19 protein-coding genes are annotated in these 21,255 nt (G+C 49.6%); 18 read left to right on the top strand and 1 reads right to left on the bottom strand.

Going from position 1 to position 21,255, the window contains the following annotated elements:
* Positions 1 to 68: 68 nt before the first annotated feature.
* The 3 genes from HP568_RS20430 to HP568_RS20420 all read left to right on the top strand — a co-directional run bounded on the left by HP568_RS20430 (position 69) and on the right by HP568_RS20420 (position 4,747).
* Positions 69 to 1,538, top strand: coding sequence for a S41 family peptidase (locus HP568_RS20430; protein WP_048034985.1), 1,470 nt, complete (start codon positions 69 to 71; stop codon positions 1,536 to 1,538).
* A 15-nt stretch (positions 1,539 to 1,553) separates the two neighbouring features.
* Positions 1,554 to 2,915, top strand: a complete 1,362-nt coding sequence (locus tag HP568_RS20425; protein WP_173630072.1) for a PDZ domain-containing protein — start codon at positions 1,554 to 1,556, stop codon at positions 2,913 to 2,915.
* Positions 2,916 to 3,046: 131 nt separating this feature from the next.
* The gene (locus HP568_RS20420; protein WP_309142232.1) at positions 3,047 to 4,747 is read left to right on the top strand and encodes a hypothetical protein; all 1,701 of its coding nucleotides are present in this window, start codon (positions 3,047 to 3,049) and stop codon (positions 4,745 to 4,747) included.
* A gap of 64 nt (positions 4,748 to 4,811) precedes the next feature.
* Here the strand turns inward: HP568_RS20420 and HP568_RS20415 are convergent, their stop codons facing one another.
* Positions 4,812 to 5,744 (bottom strand): flagellar hook assembly protein FlgD, encoded by a 933-nt coding sequence (locus tag HP568_RS20415; protein WP_173630070.1) that lies wholly within the window; start codon positions 5,742 to 5,744, stop codon positions 4,812 to 4,814.
* Positions 5,745 to 5,924: 180 nt separating this feature from the next.
* On the opposite strand from HP568_RS20415, the gene uvrB reads away from it, so the two are divergent.
* The 15 genes from uvrB to HP568_RS20340 all read left to right on the top strand — a co-directional run bounded on the left by uvrB (position 5,925) and on the right by HP568_RS20340 (position 20,897).
* Complete coding sequence (gene uvrB, locus HP568_RS20410) at positions 5,925 to 7,901, top strand: excinuclease ABC subunit UvrB (protein WP_048034981.1); 1,977 nt, start codon at positions 5,925 to 5,927, stop codon at positions 7,899 to 7,901.
* Positions 7,902 to 7,916: 15 nt separating this feature from the next.
* Positions 7,917 to 10,784 carry an excinuclease ABC subunit UvrA gene (uvrA, locus tag HP568_RS20405; protein ID WP_048034980.1) on the top strand — a complete coding sequence of 956 codons (2,868 nt, stop codon included), beginning with the start codon at positions 7,917 to 7,919 and terminating at the stop codon, positions 10,782 to 10,784.
* A gap of 66 nt (positions 10,785 to 10,850) precedes the next feature.
* Positions 10,851 to 11,480, top strand: a complete 630-nt coding sequence (locus tag HP568_RS20400; protein WP_173630069.1) for an HD domain-containing protein — start codon at positions 10,851 to 10,853, stop codon at positions 11,478 to 11,480.
* A gap of 39 nt (positions 11,481 to 11,519) precedes the next feature.
* Positions 11,520 to 11,888, top strand: a complete 369-nt coding sequence (locus HP568_RS20395; protein WP_047069714.1) for a phage holin family protein — start codon at positions 11,520 to 11,522, stop codon at positions 11,886 to 11,888.
* A gap of 155 nt (positions 11,889 to 12,043) precedes the next feature.
* On the top strand, positions 12,044 to 12,979 hold the full coding sequence (hprK, locus tag HP568_RS20390; protein ID WP_007718288.1) for an HPr(Ser) kinase/phosphatase: 936 nt from the start codon (positions 12,044 to 12,046) through the stop codon (positions 12,977 to 12,979).
* Between the two features lie 15 nt (positions 12,980 to 12,994).
* Positions 12,995 to 13,498, top strand: coding sequence for an acyltransferase (locus HP568_RS20385; RefSeq protein WP_048034978.1), 504 nt, complete (start codon positions 12,995 to 12,997; stop codon positions 13,496 to 13,498).
* A gap of 181 nt (positions 13,499 to 13,679) precedes the next feature.
* Positions 13,680 to 14,855 carry an ATP phosphoribosyltransferase regulatory subunit gene (locus tag HP568_RS20380; RefSeq protein WP_048034977.1) on the top strand — a complete coding sequence of 392 codons (1,176 nt, stop codon included), beginning with the start codon at positions 13,680 to 13,682 and terminating at the stop codon, positions 14,853 to 14,855.
* A gap of 3 nt (positions 14,856 to 14,858) precedes the next feature.
* On the top strand, positions 14,859 to 15,506 hold the full coding sequence (gene hisG / locus HP568_RS20375) for an ATP phosphoribosyltransferase (RefSeq protein WP_007718296.1): 648 nt from the start codon (positions 14,859 to 14,861) through the stop codon (positions 15,504 to 15,506).
* A 19-nt stretch (positions 15,507 to 15,525) separates the two neighbouring features.
* Positions 15,526 to 16,824, top strand: a complete 1,299-nt coding sequence (gene hisD / locus HP568_RS20370; protein WP_173630068.1) for a histidinol dehydrogenase — start codon at positions 15,526 to 15,528, stop codon at positions 16,822 to 16,824.
* Positions 16,821 to 17,420 (top strand): imidazoleglycerol-phosphate dehydratase HisB, encoded by a 600-nt coding sequence (gene hisB / locus HP568_RS20365; RefSeq protein ID WP_173630067.1) that lies wholly within the window; start codon positions 16,821 to 16,823, stop codon positions 17,418 to 17,420. The genes hisD and hisB overlap by 4 nt, the downstream gene beginning before the upstream one ends.
* Position 17,421: 1 nt before the next feature.
* A complete protein-coding gene (gene hisH, locus HP568_RS20360) occupies positions 17,422 to 18,036 on the top strand; it encodes an imidazole glycerol phosphate synthase subunit HisH (RefSeq protein ID WP_173630066.1) in 615 nt (204 codons plus the stop codon).
* Positions 18,033 to 18,782 (top strand): 1-(5-phosphoribosyl)-5-[(5-phosphoribosylamino)methylideneamino]imidazole-4-carboxamide isomerase, encoded by a 750-nt coding sequence (gene hisA, locus HP568_RS20355; protein ID WP_173630065.1) that lies wholly within the window; start codon positions 18,033 to 18,035, stop codon positions 18,780 to 18,782. Before hisH ends, hisA begins: the two co-directional genes overlap by 4 nt.
* Positions 18,772 to 19,530, top strand: a complete 759-nt coding sequence (gene hisF / locus HP568_RS20350; protein ID WP_173630064.1) for an imidazole glycerol phosphate synthase subunit HisF — start codon at positions 18,772 to 18,774, stop codon at positions 19,528 to 19,530. The genes hisA and hisF overlap by 11 nt, the downstream gene beginning before the upstream one ends.
* Positions 19,527 to 20,171, top strand: a complete 645-nt coding sequence (gene hisIE / locus HP568_RS20345) for a bifunctional phosphoribosyl-AMP cyclohydrolase/phosphoribosyl-ATP diphosphatase HisIE (protein WP_173630063.1) — start codon at positions 19,527 to 19,529, stop codon at positions 20,169 to 20,171. Before hisF ends, hisIE begins: the two co-directional genes overlap by 4 nt.
* A 177-nt stretch (positions 20,172 to 20,348) precedes the next feature.
* Positions 20,349 to 20,897 (top strand): GNAT family N-acetyltransferase, encoded by a 549-nt coding sequence (locus tag HP568_RS20340; RefSeq protein ID WP_309142231.1) that lies wholly within the window; start codon positions 20,349 to 20,351, stop codon positions 20,895 to 20,897.
* Positions 20,898 to 21,255: the final 358 nt, after the last annotated feature.

Here is a 21,255-nt window from a genome sequence, read left to right as displayed (position 1 = left end):
TGTTAACGGAACATGCATACACTAGCAGCATATCTTTTTCCGGTAGCACAAAGGATGGTGACGTAACAGTGAGATGGAAAGGACGTACCGTAATCGCGCTTGTACTCATCTCGATGGTAGCCAGTAGTTTTATTACGATGGCAATCATGAAGACATCGGCTAGCGCCAGTTCGAGTCAAGGTGGGGCTTTAACAGCATCGAGTATGGCGCTGTTTTCTGGGAGCGGAGATTATCCGAAAGAGTTCCAGAAGCTGTACGAGGCGTTTTCAGCAATCAAGAAAGATTACATCCAAAATGTCACCAATGAGCAGTTAGTAGAGGGTGCAATTGGCGGAATGGTCGGGTCGCTTGAAGATCCGTACAGTGATTACATGGACCCTCGTTCTGCTGAGGAGTTCACATCTACCCTGCACTCGACTTTCCAAGGGATCGGGACAGAGGTAACGATGCAAAATGGTCGGGTAACAGTTGTTTCGCCGTTCAAAAACTCTCCAGCGGAGCGTGCAGGGCTACGGCCAAACGACCAAATTTTGAGCGTAAACGACGAATCCCTTGAAGGATTGGACCTGCATCAGGCAGTGACGAAGATTCGCGGGCCTAAAGGTACAAAGGCGGTTCTCAAAGTAGTGAGGGCAGGAGTGCCAGAGCCTCTTACTATCGTGTGTGTGCGGGACGATATTCCGATTGAGACGGTAAACAGTCAGATACTTGAGAAGAACGGTGTTAAGGTAGGCGTGATCAACATTACCCAATTCTCTACAGAAACAGCTAAGCACTTCAAAGATCAGCTGGCTGCTCTTGAGCAGAAGGGGATTGGCGGTTTGGTAATTGACGTTCGAGGCAATCCGGGCGGGTATTTGTTAGCTGTGAAAGAAATCGGAGAAATCCTCGTACCGAAAAAAGGTAAGATCGTGCAAATCGAGTATGGAAATGGCGGACAGCAAAAAGAAGAGTATTTCTCGACTACAGAAGCTGCTAAGCCTTACCCAATCTCGGTACTGATTAATGGCGGAAGCGCTAGTGCCTCGGAGATTCTAGCGGGTGCCCTGCGGGATAGCGGCAATTACAAGCTTGTCGGTGAGAAGACCTTTGGTAAAGGAACCGTTCAGAGTACAATGGAAATGAACGACAAGAGCCAATTGAAGCTGACGATTGCCAAGTGGGTCACACCGAAGGGTGAATGGGTCCATAAAAAAGGCATTACGCCAGACTTTGCAGTCAAGCAACCAGACTATTTCAACGCAACTCTGCTACCGGCAGATAAAGTGTTGCAGCGCGATATGGCTGGCACTGACGTGAAAAACCTGCAACTCATCCTGAAGGGCTTGAATCTTTCCCCAGGACGAGAAGATGGCTATTTTGATGAAAAGACAGAAGACGCAATCAAGCAGTTCCAAACCTCCAACAAGCTTGAGGTAACTGGTAAAGTAGACGCGAAGACACGCTCTTCACTGGAAGAAAGTCTCCGTAAAACGATGACGAAGCCAGAGAATGACCTGCAATTGCAAAAAGCTCTGGATGTAGTCACGGGCAAGTAATGAATAATCAAGAAAATGGAAGCAGGTAATTCCCTGCTTTCCGTAGAAATGATAACCACGGCAAATCAAATGCCGTGGTTTTTCTTTCTTTTAGATGAGGTGAGGCAATTGGCGATACAGGCAGATATGCTTACCATTGCATATGGCTTTGCCGCATTTTTTATCAATCCTGTCTTCTATCTCTTTCTAGTTTTTATTTATTTGCATTACCGCAGACAGATGAACCTAGAAAGACAGCTTTTTTCTGCGCGCATTCAGTCCCCCTTGCTCTCGACGATACGTGCTGTAGGGATGGGCTTGGTGGGAGGCTTGTTAATTTCTCTTCTTAGTGCAGGACTCGGCGTGGTCGTGCAAGCACAAGATTTGTGGATACTATGGGGATTGGCGCTCATCTTGGCGTTGATTCGTTTACGGTTTCTCTGTTTCGCATATGCTGCAGGAATTTTGGCGATTTTACACGCGATCACACAGGTCATTCCACCGGTCACGGATGTTCCTGGATTGAGCTATGTCTGGGAAATGATTCGTCAGGCGAAACCTTTGCCTTTGCTTGCGTTAGTTGCGATCATGCATCTGATTGAAGCGATGCTCGTACGCTGGAATGGCGGGCGAGATGCTTCACCGCTGTTCGTAGAAGGGCAACGTGGTCGGATCGTGGGTGCCTATTTGCTTCATTCTTTTTGGCTGACGCCAGCCGTGCTGTTCGTACAGATGGAGCCAGGTGCGATCAGCGGTGCGTTGTATCCAGGGTGGCCGTTCTTTTCGCCAGAAGCCGCTTCATTCGGACTGATGCTTCTGCCGACAGTGACCGGATTCTCTGATATGACGCAAACGATGACTCCGTATAGAAAAGCAACACAGATTGCGAAAAATTTGACGCTGTATGCGCTCATTTTGTTGGGTTTGTGCGCTCTGGTAGTATGGTTTTATCCGTTGATCCTGCTGGCCGCGATCTTTGCACTATTCGGTCATGAGGCGCTGTTTTTCTGGAGTCAGTATCAAGAAAGAAAGCGTTCGCCTTATTTCATCCAGTCTTCGCGTGGTGTAAAGGTAATGGGTGTCATTCCGGGGACGAGAGCAGAGGAGATCGGTATCACGCCTGGTGAGATTATCGTGAAAGTAAATGGCATTTCGGTGCGGGAAAAAGAAGATTTATATCCAGCACTACAAGCCAATCCTGCCTTTTGCAAAATGGAAGTACTCACCCGTGAAGGCGAGCTGAAGTTCGTACAGTGTGCGGTCTATGCGGGCAATCATCACCAACTGGGGATCATTGTGGTTCCGGATGCAAATACCCGTGCATTTGTTGATTTGAAACGCGCCAGTGTCGTCGAGCTGATCAAGCAAAAGCTGGAGAAGCTGAATGTAGGAGCATAAGGATAGTTGGGGAGAAGGTATGCAGTCAAACGTGCATATCTTCTTTTTTTTCGAGAAAAGCTTGTCCATTCGGAAACTTACGGGTGGCTGTCACGTCTCTATGTAGGAGGAAAAAAGAGGGAGTGGGTTCGGTGTTCAAAGTGAAAAGAACGGTCTCGTGGTTTTTGTCGGGTGCATTAGCTGCCGCCACGGTTTTTGCTGCCCCCTTATCAGGAGCAGGTGCAACGAGTCCTGTGAGCGTAGCGCAGGCTCAAGCGGTTGTGGCTGTGCCGATGCATGTGACGAAAGGTGTCCAAAAGCTAGTCAAGCTTTTACCGGAACTATCTTCGCGCTATGTCGTTTACGGTGGCGATGTAGATGGACCCGGTGTTAGCGGGGTGGTGGTCACGTTTGCACAATCTGCTTCTGAGGCCGAATCGTCCATGGATAATGCGATTTTTGACGGACAGACAGGGGAGCTGCTCAGACTGAATCTTACCCCGAAAGCAACAACAAAGCCTGCCTACCCAACTGAGCAGCAAGCCAAAACACGTGCGTTGGCTTTTGTTGCTGGTTTGCAGGGAACAGGTACAGGCAACACCTATCAAGCGAGGGAGGTTTATAAAAATAAGGACTTGTTGACGGTTCGACTGGTGCGAGTTCTGAATAATGTGGTACTCGATGACGATTATGATTGTCTCGTCAGTTTTGATGCATCGGGAAGAATCGTTTGGTTTTCTACGTTTGATGGCAGATTATATGAAAAAGTAAGTCCCTCTTCACTCCCATCTCCTCAGCGCGTCATCTCAGCCGAACAAGCTGTACGAAAGTGGCAAGAAAGCCGTCCATTGGAACTTGTTTATTTATTGCCCATTCATAATCAAAGTGATCAGGTAGATGCAAAGCTCGCTTATGTCCTGAAAAATGGAATCATAACGCAACAACATACAGGTAGTGCATTGGATGCTTTTAGTGGCAAACAATTGATAACAAAGAATAACCGAGCGACAACCCCGCCGTCTCAGACCATCAATGTGACTGGAACAGGTGAGAAGTGGGTAGCGCAAACCGAGACGCAAGCGCGAGATTTGTTACGCTTGTTGTTTAGCGTTGAAACAGAAAAGCTGCCGCTGTCCGTCTACGAGGCGAGTTACGACGATGGTTCAGCCCGTCGGTATTTCATATGGGGAAATTTTGGTGAGGGGTTATCCGATGCTGACAAGATATCTAGATTGGCTACCTTTCCTGAGGGAAGCAGTAACGGCGAGCAGCATCATCTCCTCGTGACGGATGCAAAGACAGGTCAACTGCTCGAATTTTCCACAAAGGAGAACAATCCGCAATGGTCAAACGTGAAAACGGATAAGAAGCGGGATCGGATGGAAGCGGATAAGCTTTTGAAAAGACTAACTCCGTCTGGAAGTAATCAGATACTAGTAACGGAGGATGGAGATGAAAGGTACACCTCGATCGTAGCTGATCCTCTTGTGAACGGCATTCCGGTTTATGGGATCAATCAGAGTGTGGAGGACGGGATGTATACGATTCGAATCGATTCATGGACGGGTACATGGGAGCAGGTGAGCATAAACAAACCGGTCAGTGTCAAATACCCGGCCCGTTCCCAAGCGCTTAAAGAACAAGTGGCCATGACCCGTTTACTGCAAACCTTTCCACTTGAGCTGACCTACATCCACAAGCCAGATTACGAGAAAGACACGATTACCTGGAAGCTCGGCTATGACCTTTCGTTTCGCCAAACTCGCTCGCATTGCTTCTGTGGGGGAGAATTTAAAGTAGATGATACGTTTTATGTGGATGCGATAACCGGAAAAGTGATCGTAAACGAATAGAACTCTGTATGTGAAAAAGCCGCCTTCTCCGATTTCGAAGATGTGCGGCTTTTTGTATAGGATTCTAGGCAGTTGCTTCGAATCCTGTGATTTGATTGAGACCGACTTTCTTATCATCCTGGAGGACGAATTCGACTACTCCGTTTTTCATGCTGACAGCTTTGACCACTCCGGTAAGAGGCGTATTGGTAGAGGTGCCGTCTGGATTTGTTTGAGACTGGTTGTACATGATGTTGTAGCCGATCATTTGCGCGTAGGCAAGGGAGTTGCCCATTGTTCTGTTTTCAGGTTTTACCGTCATGCCTACGATTTCTTCGGCTTTTACGGTTGATCCATTATCCAGCTGGAATTGTGCGGTACCGTTTTTGGTAGTAAAGCCAGTGATGACGCCATTCAAGATTTCATCCACCTTGGAAACGTCGTGTGTGGTAGCTGGATTGCCATCCCGGTCGACATCCTTGGTTACTTTATAGGAAATCTCTCGACCGATCATTTCCATGTACTTCACGCTATTATCGAGCGTATTGCCAGCCAGACCTTGCGATTCCAGTCCGGAGACGTCTGCCAGTGGAATCGGTGTCGATTCGCCTGCGACACGGAAGTAGATTTTGCCTTGATCCATGTAGACGGCATCAAGGACGCCTTCTTTCTTCTCCGTCTTAGTTTCTCCCGTCATCTCGTCTTTTGTAGTAAGGGAATACGAGGCTGTACGACCTACCAGCTTTTCATACTTTTCCAAAGTAACCATGCTGTTGTTCGATTGTTCCATCAGCGTGGTCATTTTTGTGATTTTTTCTACCATGGTCAGCATACTTGTTTGCTGGATGAACTGAGAGTTGTCCATTGGGGACATAGGGTCTTGATGCTTTAACTGCTCCAGCATGAGCTTCATAAAGGCATTTTGGTCGAGCTCGGTGGTGAATTCTTTTTTGCCTTTATAGCTCATGTGCGGTTGTATATAAGGGTTATTTTTAACGGTTGTTCCGGTATCTGACATGTCAATCCTCCCTGAAGGTGGCGAGTCTATCTGCGCATGTTTGCACTTCTTTCATCTTATATCGGAAAAATCAGCGAAAAGATGAAGACAAACGTTTGTTCGAATTTTGGGCTTAAACTAGCCGAAATTGTGTTATAATGGAAGTAGAAACAGTCATGCTATGAGGAGATGAACGAGGGAATGGAGCGTTTTGAATTGGTATCGGAGTTTCAACCATCCGGTGACCAGCCGACCGCCATTGCCGAGCTGGTGGCAGGGTTAAAGGCTGGCAAGCGACACCAGACATTGCTGGGTGCGACGGGAACGGGAAAGACTTTTACGGCTGCCCAGGTAATTGCTCAGGTGAACAGGCCAACACTCGTGATGGCACACAACAAAACTCTGGCCGCGCAGCTTTGTGCAGAGTTTAAGGAGTTTTTCCCGAACAACGCGGTGGAATACTTCGTCAGCTACTACGATTACTATCAACCCGAAGCATACATTCCCCAATCGGATACGTTTATTGAAAAAGACTCGAGCATTAACGACGAGATCGACAAGCTCCGTCACTCCGCTACCAGTGCGTTGTTTGAACGCCGAGATGTGATCATCGTTGCCTCCGTCTCCTGTATTTACGGATTGGGTTCGCCCGAGGAGTATCGGGAGCTGCTCTTGTCTTTACGTGTTGGCATGGAAACAGGACGGGACGAGATTTTGCATCGTCTGGTCGATATCCAGTACACACGCAACGACATCAACTTCACGCGCGGTACCTTCCGTGTGCGGGGTGACGTCGTGGAGATTTTCCCTGCCTCGGAGAGTGAGCAGGCGATTCGCGTTGAGTTTTTTGGAGATGAAATTGAGCGGATTACTTCGATTGACGTACTGACCGGCGAGATTTTGGGACAGCGTGATCACATTGCCATCTTCCCTAAATCTCACTATGTGACGCGTGAGGAGAAAATGAAGCTGGCTGTCCAAAGCATTGAGGCCGAGCTGGAAGAAAGACTGAAAGAATTCCGTGATGCGGGCAAGCTCCTGGAAGCACAGCGACTGGAGCAACGCACACGGTACGATATTGAGATGATGATGGAGATGGGCTTTTGCTCCGGTATTGAGAACTACTCGCGCCATCTGACAGGACTGCCTGCCGGGCATGCTCCATATACCTTGCTGGATTACTTCCCAGAGGATTTTATCGTCATGATGGATGAGTCGCATATGACCTTGCCGCAGGTTCGGGGGATGTATAACGGTGACCGCGCACGGAAGGATGTACTGGTCGAGCACGGATTCCGTCTGCCTTCTGCTCGCGATAACCGCCCACTCAAGTTCGAAGAGTTTGAAGGAAAGCTGAAACAAGCGATTTACATTTCAGCTACACCTGGACCTTATGAGCTGGAGCACAGCCCGGAAATGGTGCAGCAGGTGATTCGTCCGACAGGCTTGATTGACCCGACGGTAACGGTACGTCCGATCAAGGGACAGATTGACGATTTGATTGGCGAAATTCAAGCCACGATTGCGAAAAATGAGCGGGTTCTCGTCACGACTCTGACGAAGAAAATGTCTGAGGATTTGACGGACTATCTGAAAGAAATCGGAATCAAGGTCCGCTATCTTCACTCGGATATTAAAACGATTGAGCGGATGCAAATTTTACGTTCGTTGCGTTTGGGTGAGTTTGACGTGCTGGTCGGGATCAACCTCTTGCGGGAAGGCTTGGACTTGCCGGAAGTATCGCTCGTAGCGATATTGGATGCGGACAAGGAAGGCTTCCTGCGTAATGAGCGCTCGCTGATTCAGACGATTGGTCGGGCTGCGCGGAACGCAGAGGGACGCGTTATCATGTACGCGGATAAAATGACAGATTCGATGACCTCTGCGATCCGGGAGACAGAGCGTCGTCGTTCCATTCAGATGGCTTACAATGAAGAGCACGGCATCACGCCGCAAACCGTGAAAAAGTCCGTCCGCGAAGTGATCGAGGCGACCAAGGTAGCGGAGGAAAAAGCGGATTACTTGCCACATGCAGACTTCAAGAAAATGCCGAAGAAGGATCGCGTGGCTGTTATAGAACGTATGGAAGAAGAAATGAAGGAAGCGGCACGCAACCTCATGTTCGAGCGTGCGGCAGAATTGCGTGATTTGATTCTTGAGCTGAAGGCGGAACTCTAAGGAGAGGTTTTTTTCATGCCATTAGAACATATTGTCGTAAAGGGTGCACGTGCCCATAACCTGAAAAATGTTGATGTAGTCATTCCGAGGGACAAATTCGTCGTTCTGACGGGTTTGTCTGGCTCGGGTAAATCCTCGCTTGCTTTTGACACGATTTACGCAGAGGGACAACGACGCTATGTCGAGTCTCTGTCTGCATACGCCCGTCAATTTCTCGGGCAAATGGACAAGCCGGACGTGGATTCGATTGAGGGACTGTCCCCTGCGATCTCGATTGACCAGAAAACGACGAGCCGCAACCCTCGCTCCACGGTAGGTACGGTTACGGAAATCTACGACTATTTGCGCCTTTTGTATGCGCGTGTCGGTAGAGCGGTTTGCCCGGAGCATGGCATCGAGATCCAGTCCCAGACCATTGAACAAATGGTCGATCGCCTATTGGAGTATCCTGAGCGCACGAAAATGCAGATTCTAGCTCCCATGGTGCAAGGACGCAAGGGAGAGCACGTCAAGCTGCTCGAGGACATCCGCAAGCAAGGCTTCGTCCGTGTGCGGGTCAATGGTGAAATTACCGATCTGTCCGAAGACATCAAACTGGAAAAGAACAAGAAGCATAACATCGAAGTTGTTGTGGACCGGGTCGTTGTGAAGCCGGATGTACAGGCGCGTCTCGCAGACTCCTTGGAAACGGCACTTCGTTTAGCAGATGGCAAGGTCATCGTCGATGTGATGGAGCAAGAGGAGCTGCTGTTCAGTGAAAAACATGCTTGCCCGGTATGCGGATTCTCCATCGGGGAGCTGGAGCCGCGGATTTTCTCCTTTAACAGCCCGTTTGGTGCTTGCTCGGAGTGTGATGGACTGGGTGTCAAGCTAGAGGTAGATCCGGATATGGTCGTGCCCGATGTGACGAAGACGCTTGATGACGGGGCGATTGGCGCATGGGAGCCGAAGACTTCGACGTACTATCAACAATTGTTGGAATCAGCTTGCCGCCACTTTAACATTCGGATGGATGTGCCATATGAGGAGCTTACTGCAGCGCACCGACAAATCCTGATGTACGGCAGTGAGGGCGAAAAAATTCACTTCCGCTATGAGAACGAGTTCGGGCAAGTGCGCGAGGCGGTCGTACCGTTTGAAGGTGTCGTCATCAACCTGCAACGACGTCATCTGGAGACGAGCTCGGATTACATCCGCGAGCAAATCGAAGGATTTATGAGCCAAAAGGCTTGTCCTGTCTGCAAAGGCCAACGTTTGCGTCAGGAGAGCTTGGCGGTAAAGGTCGGAGAGCGCAGCATTTCCGAGCTGACTACGCTGTCGATTCTCGATGCACATCAGTTTGTCGATGGGCTGGAACTGACAGAGCGGGAAACGAAGATCGCGAACCTGATCGTAAAAGAAATCAAGGCGCGACTGAACTTCTTGATTGATGTCGGACTGGATTACTTGACGCTGAGCCGTGCGGCGGGAACACTGTCCGGGGGAGAAGCGCAGCGGATTCGACTGGCTACGCAGATCGGTTCTAGTCTGATGGGCGTTCTCTACATTTTGGATGAGCCGAGTATCGGACTGCACCAGCGGGATAACGCGCGTCTGATCAAGACGTTGGAGCATATGACCAAGCTGGGGAATACATTGATCGTCGTCGAGCATGACGAGGATACGATGATGGCCTGCGATTATATTATCGATATTGGACCGGGAGCTGGCATACATGGCGGTCAAATCGTAGCGGCAGGGACTCCGGAAGAAGTCATGGAGGACCCTAACTCCTTGACCGGCGCTTATTTGAGCGGGCGCAAATTCATCCCTGTTCCGATGGAGCGTCGCAAGCCTTCGGACAAATGGATCAAGATTGAGGGCGCGAAGGAAAACAACCTGAAAAACGTTACTGCGAAGCTTCCTTTAGGTGTTTTTGTTGCCGTAACAGGTGTATCTGGTTCAGGAAAAAGTACGCTGATCAATGAAATTTTGCAAAAGACACTGGCTCGCGATTTAAATAAGGCAAAGGTGAAGCCAGGTGAGCATCGCCGCATCCTGGGATTGGAGCATTTGGACAAGGTAATCGACATCGACCAATCTCCAATTGGACGTACACCACGTTCCAATCCGGCGACATATACAGGTGTCTTTGACGATATTCGCGACCTGTTTGCTTCCACCAACGAAGCCAAAGTGCGCGGCTATAAAAAAGGTCGCTTCAGCTTTAACGTCAAGGGCGGCCGTTGTGAAGCGTGCAGCGGTGACGGGATTATTAAAATCGAGATGCACTTCTTGCCGGATGTGTATGTGCCTTGCGAAGTTTGCCACGGCAAGCGCTACAACCGCGAGACGCTCGATGTGAAATACAAAGGCAAGAGCATTGCTGATGTCTTGGAAATGACGATCGAGGACGGGGTAGAGTTTTTCCGCAATTTGCCGAAGATTGAGCGCAAGCTGCAGACCATCGTAGACGTAGGACTGGGATATATGAAACTTGGGCAGCCTGCTACCACGCTCTCTGGCGGGGAAGCACAACGCGTCAAGCTTGCCTCCGAGCTGTATCGACGCAGCACAGGACGTACCTTGTACATTTTGGATGAGCCGACAACCGGTCTGCATACGGATGATATCGATCGTTTGCTGAAGGTGCTGCAACGATTGGTAGAAAACGGCGATACAGTGCTGGTCATCGAGCACAATCTCGATGTGATCAAAACGGTTGATTACATCGTAGATTTGGGGCCTGAGGGTGGTACCCGTGGCGGAGAAATTGTCGGAACGGGAACACCGGAAGAAGTGGCGAAGATGGAAGGCTCTTATACGGGTATCTATTTGAAGCCGATTTTGGAACGTGATAGAGAACGGACGAATGCCAAGCTAGAGCAATTCGTTTCGAAGTAATCGAGAGACAGCCTCCCTGATTCAGGGGGGCGTCTTTGCTAGGTGGACGCAAAGGGGGAGGAAAAGATGGATTACGTGAAGGCTTCTCTTGCCGTACTACCTGCCGACCTGGTGGGCGAAGCACAGAAGTGCTTTGATGGACAAGATCCTGCTCACGATTGGCAGCATAATTTGCGTGTCATGGCGATGTGTGAGCGAATTGGCCGCGAGGAAGGGGCAGATATGGAAGTGCTGCGCCTCGCTGCATTGCTGCATGACATCGGGAGAGCAGAAGAACGGCAAACAGGCGAGTGCCATGCCGAAATCAGTGCAAGACTAGCAGGGGAATGGCTCGCCGAACGCAGTATGACGGAAGCATTCATCTCACGTGTACAGTCTGCAATTCTCGCCCATCGTTTTCGCAAAGAACGACCTCCACATACCTTGGAAGAAAAGATCCTGTTTGATGCCGACAAGCTGGATTCGATTGGGGCTATTGGAGTGGCCCGGGTTTTTGCTTATACTGGGGTTATTGGGCAACCCATACAATCGGATGACCCCAATCAGCATACACCTTATAAGGAATACACGTGGAAGCTGCAGCGCATCAAAGACAAGCTTTTCACCAAGACTGCCCAGAAAATCGCCGATGACAGGCATCGATTCATGACAACGTTTTTTGAGCAATGGGAATGGGAAGTAACGGGGGTTCGATAGTCGTTGCGCGAAGGCTAGACTGTATAGGGGGAATGCACCATGAGCCGCTGGATAATCAAAATGCTTTTAAATGGGGCTGCGCTGCTTTTGATCAGCAATTGGTTCCATTCCATTTATGTCGCGAATTTCACTGTAGCACTATGGGCTACGTTGATTTTGGGGATGGTGAACACAGTGATTCGGCCGATTCTGCTGTTTTTTACTTTTCCCTTGCAAGTATTGACGATCGGCTTGTTCTGGTTTGTCATTAATGCCGTGACGTTTGCGTTGACTGCCTACTTTATTGACGGCTTTGAAGTGGGGCCATGGCCTGACAACATTGGCACTGTCATCGTGGCAGCAGCACTGATGAGTATTTTTGGCTACCTCATTGAAGTTGTGGTAGGGATGAAAAAAGAAAAGAGGTAGTATGTTCGAAAAAGCCCCGTATTCTCTCAAACGAGTCGCGGGGTTTTTGTCTAATCAGGATGGTCGGTCTTATTAGGTTGTCGTAGGTACAAAGGTTTCGATACAATAGAGACACAACCATAGGGACGGAAAATCCCATGTGAGGGGGAAGCTTCATGCGTAAGACGAATGTGAGCCATTTAGTGGATCATTTCAATATGACGATCTTGAGCGGGGAAGAGGGCTTGGGGCGTGAGATTACCGTAACGGATTTGAGTCGTCCCGGCCTACAGTTAGCCGGTTACTACTCTTACTATGCGGAAGAGCGGATTCAATTGTTCGGCTTGACGGAAATCAACTTTTTTCAAACGCTTACTCCAGAGGAACGGCTGGAACGGATGAATTTTCTCATGCAAAGTCAGGTTCCTTGCTTCTGTGTGACCCGTAATCAGATGGTGCCTGAAGAGATGATTGATGTTTCCAATCGCTTGGGGGTACCTGTACTTCAGTCCCCGCTGGCAACGACGACGCTAGTCGGGAAAGTGACCAACTTCCTGGAGAATCGTCTTGCACCAACGACGACGATTCATGGGGTACTCACAGACATTTACGGCGTCGGCGTTTTGATTATGGGATCGAGCGGGATCGGGAAGAGTGAGGCTGCACTTGAGCTTGTAAAGCGCGGACACCGACTCGTAGCAGATGACGCCGTGGAGATTAAGCAGACACAGGGCGGGCAGCTAAGCGGTAGCGCTCCTGAGCTGATTCAGCATCTCTTGGAAATCCGCGGAGTGGGGATTATCAACATTATGACGATGTTTGGTGCAGGTGCCGTGCGCAATGTAAAGAACATCGAGATGGTTGTTCAGCTAGAGCTGTGGGAGCCACATAAAATGTACGAGCGGTTGGGACTCGATGAGGAAACATTGAAGATCATGGATACCGAAATTCCGATTATTACCGTTCCTGTTCGACCAGGACGAAATTTGGCAGTCATCATTGAGGTTGCAGCGATGAACTTCCGTCTGAAACGGATGGGCTACAACGCTGCGATGCACTTCACACGAAAACAGTCGAATGCCATTTTAGAAGATGCCGATTCTGACTTGTAGGAGAAAGAGACGCATATGAGGAAGACAACACGTTATCCCGTAAATGGGGTAAACCCGCTTTGGCACATGTATCAAACGGTAAGCTTCTGGAAAGTCATGAAAAATTTTATCGTCATCCAGCTCTCCAGATATACGCCGATCGTTTCGTGGAAGAACTGGATGTACCGCACATTTTTGCGTATGGAAGTAGGGCAGCATAGTGCAGTTGCGTTGATGGTGATGATGGATATCATGTTTCCCGAGAAAATCAAGATCGGCCGTAATTGCGTGATCGGGTACAATACGACGATACTCGCCCATGAATATTTGATAGATGAATACCGTTTGGGAGAAGTGATTATTGAGGATGCAGTCCTGGTGGGGGCCAACACTACCATTTTGCCTGGGGTAACGATTGGCAAAGGGGCCATTGTCGCAGCGGGAACAGTTGTTCATAAAGATGTCCCGCCTGGCGCCTTTGTAGGTGGGAATCCCATGCAGCTCATTCGAACGAAAGCTTCAGAAGAAGAAGGCATGTAGCGTCTCTTCCCTTTTAATCAGCCGTCAGGTGTTTATCCTGGCGGTTTTTTGTTTTGTGTGAAATTTTCCGACTATTCTCATCTTGGTTGACCTAAGATTCTCGACGTGGTAATCTTCTTCATAACACTTTAGTTTGTTACCATATTAGCATAGTAAAGCGAATGTGATGGAGGGAACAAGGATGGCAAAACCCTTGGGATTCGAAAAGCCGCTCGGGATGCGGGACATACTGCCGGAATCACTGGCGAAACAACGGCGCTTGGAGCGGGAGCTGCGTAAGTGTATCGAGAGATGGGGTTATGACGAAATATCCACACCCTCTCTGGAATACTTCGATACGGTAGGAGCAGCAAGTGCGACACTCACAGACCGGATGTTTCGCCTCCTGGATAAACAAGGCCACACCGTAGTCCTGCGTCCGGATATGACAACGCCAATTGCAAGGGTTGTTTCCTCCCTTTATAAAGATGTTCCATTGCCGATTCGGTTGTATTACCAGGCAAATGTGTTTCGGGCACAAGAAAAGGAAGCGGGACGGAATGCGGAGTTTTCCCAAACCGGGATCGAGCTGATCGGAGATGCGTCTGTCGATGCGGATGCGGAAGCCATCGCGCTTGCTGTGTTTTGCTTGAGGGCAGCGGGTGTGGAGACGTTTCGTATTGCGATTGGGCATGTCGACTTCGTAGACGGTCTTTTGGAGGAAGAGATTGAGGATGAGCCTATTCGCAATCAATTCCGCCAGTTTTTGTACGAACGGGACTTCGTTGGCTTCCGGCAACTACTCGCGACAGTAGACATCCCTCTGGAGGCGAAAAGCCGATTGGAAGCCTTGCTACGCCTGCAAGGGGGAAAAGGGAAGATTGAGGCCGCTCGCGAACTGGCTGGCAACGGAAAAGCAGGGAGGGCAGTCGAGACGATTGCTTCCTTGTGGCAGTCGTTAGAAGCCTACGGGGTGACGGAAGATTTGTTGATCGATTTCAATCTGATCATCAATTTGAACTACTACACAGGCGTCGTTTTCGAAGGGTACGCGGCAGATTTGGGCTCCCCGCTATTGGGCGGAGGACGCTACGATCAATTGCTCTCCCAATTTGGGCGTGCGGCATCCGCTACAGGCTTTGCGATCAAGATGGATCGACTGCTTCAGGTCACTCCTTTCGTAAAAGAGCATACACCTACGCGAGTTTTGCTTGTTTACACCGAGGATTGCCGCGGCGCCGCTTTGGCAGAAGCACAGCAATTACGTGAGAACGGGCTCGTGGTGGTGACACGTCTCGTTTCCAAAATAGATGAGGAACAGGTTGGACAAGAAGCGGGATATACCAAGGTCATTTGCATGACACAACAGGAGGAGTAGGAGATGGCACTCACGAAAAACGACCAAAAGCTGACGATCGCCATGCCAAAAGGACGGATTTTTGAAGAGGCTGTCCATTTCCTCCAGCAGGCTGGCTTGCAGGTCACTGCGGATCTGCAAGATTCTCGTAAACTGATCATCCCTGTGGAAAATGCCAAGCTTGAATTCATTATGGCGAAGCCTACCGATGTTCCTACTTATGTCGAGTATGGGGTGGCTGACGTTGGCGTGGTCGGCAAGGATGTTTTATTGGAAGAAGAACGAGATGTTTACGAGCTGTTGGATTTGCATATCGGCTATTGTCGCATGATGGTAGCGGGTCTGCCAGACTGGAAACCGACGGAAGCCCTGCGTGTTGCAACGAAATATCCGAAGATTGCGTCACGTTATTTTCGTGAGCAGGGACAGCAGGTTGAGGTAATCAAACTGAATGGTTCAGTAGAGCTTGCCCCGATGATTGGGCTGGCTGATCGGATTGTGGATATTGTTTCGACAGGTAGGACATTGCGGGAAAATGGCTTGGTCGAACTGGAGAGCATTTGTGAAATAACGACGAGGCTGATTGCCAATCGAGCCAGCTATCGGATGAAAAGTGAAGCGGTGGACGAGATCGCCGGAAAATTTTTAGAGGTCATTCCTCGCGGGAACTAGAGAAAAAGGGGAGACAACCATGCGTATCATGTCAGCCAGCCAGTATGACGGAAAACGATCGGTAGACGCAGGGACGAGAGAACAACAAGACGTAGTGAAGGCGATCCTCACCTCGGTTCGCCAGCAAGGGGACGAAGCGCTGCGCTATTACACGGAACGATTTGATCGTGTGTTTCTGCAAAATTTCCGTGTGAGCGAAGACGAATTTGCAGAAGCAAGTGATCTCGTTTCTCCACAAGTCAAAGCGGCATTGAAGGAAGCAGCCGATAATATTCGGGCGTTTCACGAGCGACAAGTGCGTCAGTCCTGGTTTAGCACCAAAGAGAGTGGCACATTGCTGGGCCAACTGATACGTCCATTGCAGCGAGTTGGATTGTATGTACCAGGCGGAACGGCAGCTTATCCTTCCAGTGTATTGATGAATGCCATCCCTGCCAAAATCGCAGGTGTTCCACAAGTCGTCATGACGACACCACCAGGAGCGGATGGGAAAATCAACCCTGCGATACTCGTTGCTGCCCAAATTGCAGGTGTGACCGAGATATACAAGGTAGGTGGGGCCCAGGCGATCGCGGCATTGACCTATGGAACGGAGCAAATCAAAGCAGTCGATAAGATCGTTGGGCCCGGTAATATTTTCGTGGCACTGGCAAAGCGAGAAGTTTTCGGATTGGTCAGTATCGACATGGTGGCAGGTCCTAGTGAAATTGCGGTGATCGCAGATGAGACGGCCAACCCGCGATATGTTGCGGCAGACCTGCTGTCTCAAGCCGAGCATGATCCGATGTCAGCCGCTATATTGGTTACGACATCGCAAGCGTTGGCGGAGCAGGTGTCACAGGAAGTTGAGCGGCAGCTTGCCGATCTCCCACGCAAATCGATTGCGGAAGCGGCGATACGCGACTACGGCGCTATTTTACTCGTCGATGATTTGAACGAAGGATTTGCCGTCATCAACCGGATTGCACCCGAGCATTTGGAAATCATGCTGGCGGAGCCGTTTGAGCATCTCGGCAAAGTAGAAAATGCAGGTGCGATTTTCCTCGGCCCATACAGCTCAGAGCCAGTCGGCGATTATTTTGCCGGTACCAATCATGTGATTCCTACGAATGGAACGGCGCGTTTTTCCTCGCCATTATCCGTCGACGATTTTATCAAGAAGTCGAGTGTTGTTTCCTACAGCAAGCGAGATTTGCGGGAAAATGGACATAAAATTGTGGCACTGGCAGAGCAGGAAGGATTGTCTGGGCACGGTCGAGCGATCCTTGCGCGATTGCGAGATTTTGAGACCGAAGAGCAGGAGAGTGAAAAGAGATGAGTGAAGGGAAACAACGTGCAGCACAGATCGAGCGTAATACGAATGAGACGCAGATCGCGCTTTCCTTTGGTGTAGACGGCGCAGGTGAGAGCAAGCAAAATTCGTGTGTTCCATTTCTGGATCATATGCTAGACCTGTTTACGCGACACGGACATTTTGACCTGACTGTCAAGGCAAAGGGAGATATCGAAATCGACTATCATCACACAGTGGAGGATATCGGGATTTGTCTTGGGCATGCTCTGCGGGAAGCCTTGGGAGACAAGAAAGGCATCAAGCGTTATGGAAATGCGTTTGTCCCGATGGATGACGCGCTCGCGCAGGTCGTTATTGATATCAGCAACCGTCCTCATCTGGAATATCGCGCTACGTACCCTACGAATATGGTTGGTCAGTTTCCGACGGAGCTGGTACATGAATTTTTATGGAAACTTGCGCTGGAGGCGCGGATCAATCTGCATGTGATCCTGCATTACGGTCACAATACACACCACATGATCGAGGCGATTTTCAAAGCGCTGGGCCGGGCACTGGATGAAGCGACGACGATCGATCCGCGTGTAAAAGGGGTCCCGTCCACAAAAGGGGTTTTGTAACATGATCGGCATCATCGATTACGGCATGGGGAATCTGTACAGCTTGAGCAAGGCGTTGGAAAGGCTGGGCTATTCGTACGAGTTCGTCTCTCAAGCAGAGCGTCTGCAAGAATATAGCGGGGTGATTTTGCCTGGAGTCGGGGCGTTCGGGGATGCTATCGCCAACATACGTGAGCTTGGATTAGAGCAAGCGATTAAGGGATACGCAGCATCAGGTCGTCCGATCTTGGGCATTTGTCTCGGCATGCAGCTTTTATTTGAGAAAAGTGCGGAGCATGGCGAGCATACGGGCTTGGGGCTGCTCGGTGGTGAGGTTATTCGTTTTCGCGGTGATTACAAGGTACCGCACATGGGGTGGAACCAACTGATGATCAAGCAAAAGCAACCGTTACTAAACGGTGTGCAGGATGGCGATTACGTCTATTTTGTCCATTCGTATCATGTCTTGTGCGAGCCTGATGTCTTGCTTGCGACGAGTGACTATCACCAGGAGGTCACAGCCATTGTGAATCGTGACAACGTATACGGTATGCAGTTTCATCCGGAAAAGAGCGGAGAGACAGGAATGCTGCTGCTGCGTAACTTTGCCGTTCAATGCGAGGGGGTTTTGACATGAGCTTTATCGTTTATCCGGCGATCGATATTCGCGGTGGCAAGTGTGTTCGGCTTTTTCAAGGAGATTACGGGCAAGAGACAGTGTACGCTGATTCACCGCTAGCGATGGCGAAGCGCTGGGTAGAGCAAGGAGCGTCCTGGGTTCATCTCGTAGATTTGGACGGAGCAAAGGAAGGCAAGCCTGCAAATGCAGCGCTCATCAAAGAAATAGCGCGCTCGATCCCTGTACCCGTGCAGGTTGGAGGCGGCATTCGAACAGAAGAGCAGATCGCGGACTATTTGGAAGCGGGTGTTGCGCGAGTGATCGTCGGGACTGCTGCTATCGAAGACGAGCCTTTTACGAAGCGAATTCTTCAAAACGATGGAGACAAGATTGCGATCGGTCTGGACTGCCGGAATGGGCTGGTGGCTACCAGAGGCTGGTTGACCACGACAGATGTGCAAGCGACAGAGCTTGCCAAGCGGTTGGTTACGTATGGCGCTGAGACGTTTATTTACACCGATATCGCCCGTGATGGCACGATGACAGGACCTAATGTAGAAGAAATTGCAGCGTTGGCGATGGCTACAGGTAAATCGGTGATTGCCTCGGGAGGCGTCAGCCAACTGGACGATTTGTTGACGTTGGCTGCCCATGCTTCGGGCGGAGTCTCTGGCGCCATTGTCGGAAAAGCACTCTACACGGACGCTTTTACATTGGAAGAAGCGCTCCAGCGTATGGAGGGGCGTGAAGCGAATGCTGGCTAAACGAATCATCCCGTGTCTCGATGTAAAAGATGGACGGGTGGTAAAAGGTGTGCAGTTCGTCGGACTTCGCGATGCAGGAGACCCGGTTGAACTGGCAAAAAAGTATAGCGAGGAGAGAGCAGACGAGCTGATTTTTCTCGATATTTCTGCGTCCCACGAAGGGCGCAAGACGATGGTGGATGTCATCGAAAAAACGGCTGCAAACATTACGATTCCTTTCACGGTCGGTGGTGGCATTAACAGCGTCGACGATATGAAAAGGATATTGCGTGCGGGCGCGGACAAAATCTCGTTGAATACAGCGGCTGTTTTGCGTCCGGAATTAATCCGCGAGGGAGCGACGGTCTTCGGTTCACAATGTATTGTCGTGGCGATTGACGCGAGAAGTGTCGGGGAAGATCGCTGGGAAGTGTATACTCACGGTGGACGGAATGCGACGGGGAGGGACGTCATCCGTTGGGCACAGGAGGCAGAAGCGTTGGGAGCGGGCGAAATCCTTTTGACCAGCATGGACGACGATGGGGAAAAGAAAGGCTTTGGACTCGAATTGACCAAGTGGGTATCAGAAGAGGTCGGGATTCCGGTCATTGCTTCTGGTGGAGCGGGCTCGAGGGAGCATTTTTACGATGTGCTGACGCAAGGAAAGGCAGATGCCGCGTTGGCTGCTTCCATTTTTCACTATGATGAGACGTCGATTCAATCGGTGAAAGAGTATTTGCAAACCAAAGGAGTTGTCGTACGACCATGACAGGAGCAGAAGCGTTTGCATTGGAAAATTTGCGTTTTGATGAAAAGGGTTTGATTCCTGTCATCGTGCAGGATGCCGGAAGCAAGGCAGTCTTGACGCTTGCCTATATGAATGAAGAATCGCTACAAAAGTCATTGGCGACCAAAGAAACATGGTTTTGGAGTCGTTCCCGACAACAATTGTGGCACAAGGGTGAGACCTCGGGACATACACAGCGGATCGTCTCTATGCGGTATGATTGCGACGGAGATGCACTGGTTGTGATGGTCGAGCCGAATGGGCCTGCTTGTCATACGGGAGTGTACAGCTGTTTCTCGCAGGAAGTTCTCTCCAATACAGATAATGAGTCAGTACAAACAGATCGGTTTGCGATCCTGAGTGAGCTCGAAGAACTGATTGCTGCGCGGGAGGCAGAGCGTCCGGAAGGCTCCTACACCACCTACTTGTTCGAAAAAGGCGTAGACAAAATCCTGAAAAAGGTCGGAGAAGAGGCAGCCGAGGTCATTATTGCAGCGAAAAATCGAAGTCGTGAGGAGCTGCGGTATGAGGCCTCAGATCTGATCTTTCACTTGATGGTTTTGTTACGGGAGCAAAAGCTGCCGCTGGATGAAGTGCTGACGGAGCTCCAGAGGCGTCGTTAACCCATAAAGTAATAACCACCTCTGTTTCCAGAGCGTGGTTATTTTGTTAGAATAATCGGTATCTTACTTCGAAAGGTGTGGTGACCATGAACAAATTCAAGTTCACTTCAAATCAAAGAGACTCTATTTTCAAACACCAATCGAAGGGTAGGATACTTAATGATCAAAGGGAATTTAGTGCAATTACGACCAGTTATTGCTGAGGATATGGAGAGACTGTTCCAGTGGCGCAACGATGAAGAGGCGGCCAAATGGGCAGCGGGCTCAAGCCTGGTAACCTATAGTTATGTTTCGCTCGAATCACTACGAGCCATGTATGAGGAAAACGTTCGTGCTTCACGGCCGGATGATAAATTTAAGAGTTTTGTATTCTCTGTCTGTACGTTGGACGGAGAGCACATCGGCAATTGTGATTACCGAGATGTGAATCCGATTACGCGGACAGCCACAATTGGTATTGCGATCATGGCGAAAGAGTATTGGAGCAAAGGCTACGGTACAGATACGTTGCGCCTCTTGCTCGACTTCCTCTTTTCCAAGCTGAACTTGAATCGGGTGCAGTTGGATACGTGGAGCGGAAATATGCGTGCCATTCGCGCCTATGAAAAAACAGGCTTTGTGATAGAAGGGCGACTGCGCCAAAATGAATATGTAGATGGGCAGTATTACGACACTATTATGATGGGACTGCTGCGCGAAGAGTTTTACCAGCGAGTAAAGGAATAGTTCCCTTGTTTCTTTTTCGCTAGCGGCAGCTTGCTCATCTTCCTGGAATGATTGGCGATGGGCGCAGGACTGGCTCCTACTATTTGAAAAAGAGTGAGATAGTATTCTCGCTCTTTTTCCTTTCGTATCGCGATATTTTAGCTGTTTCTCGTTTGCCGATAAAAAAACTTTTAAAATTACTCTTGATTTAGAATTTTATATGTGATAGATTATTTCTTGTCGCCAAGAACGACGACAAAATGCGAGAAAAGAAAACGAGATTCGATAAAAAACTTCTTGACTCGCAAATAACGAACGTGATAAGATATAAAACGTTCGACAAAAAATGCTCTTTGAAAACTGAACAGCGAAAGCGTTG

It is taken from the genome of Brevibacillus sp. MS2.2 (assembly GCF_013284345.1).
Lineage (GTDB): Bacteria > Bacillota > Bacilli > Brevibacillales > Brevibacillaceae > Brevibacillus > Brevibacillus brevis_C.
This window is presented reverse-complemented; position numbering and strand designations above follow the sequence as displayed.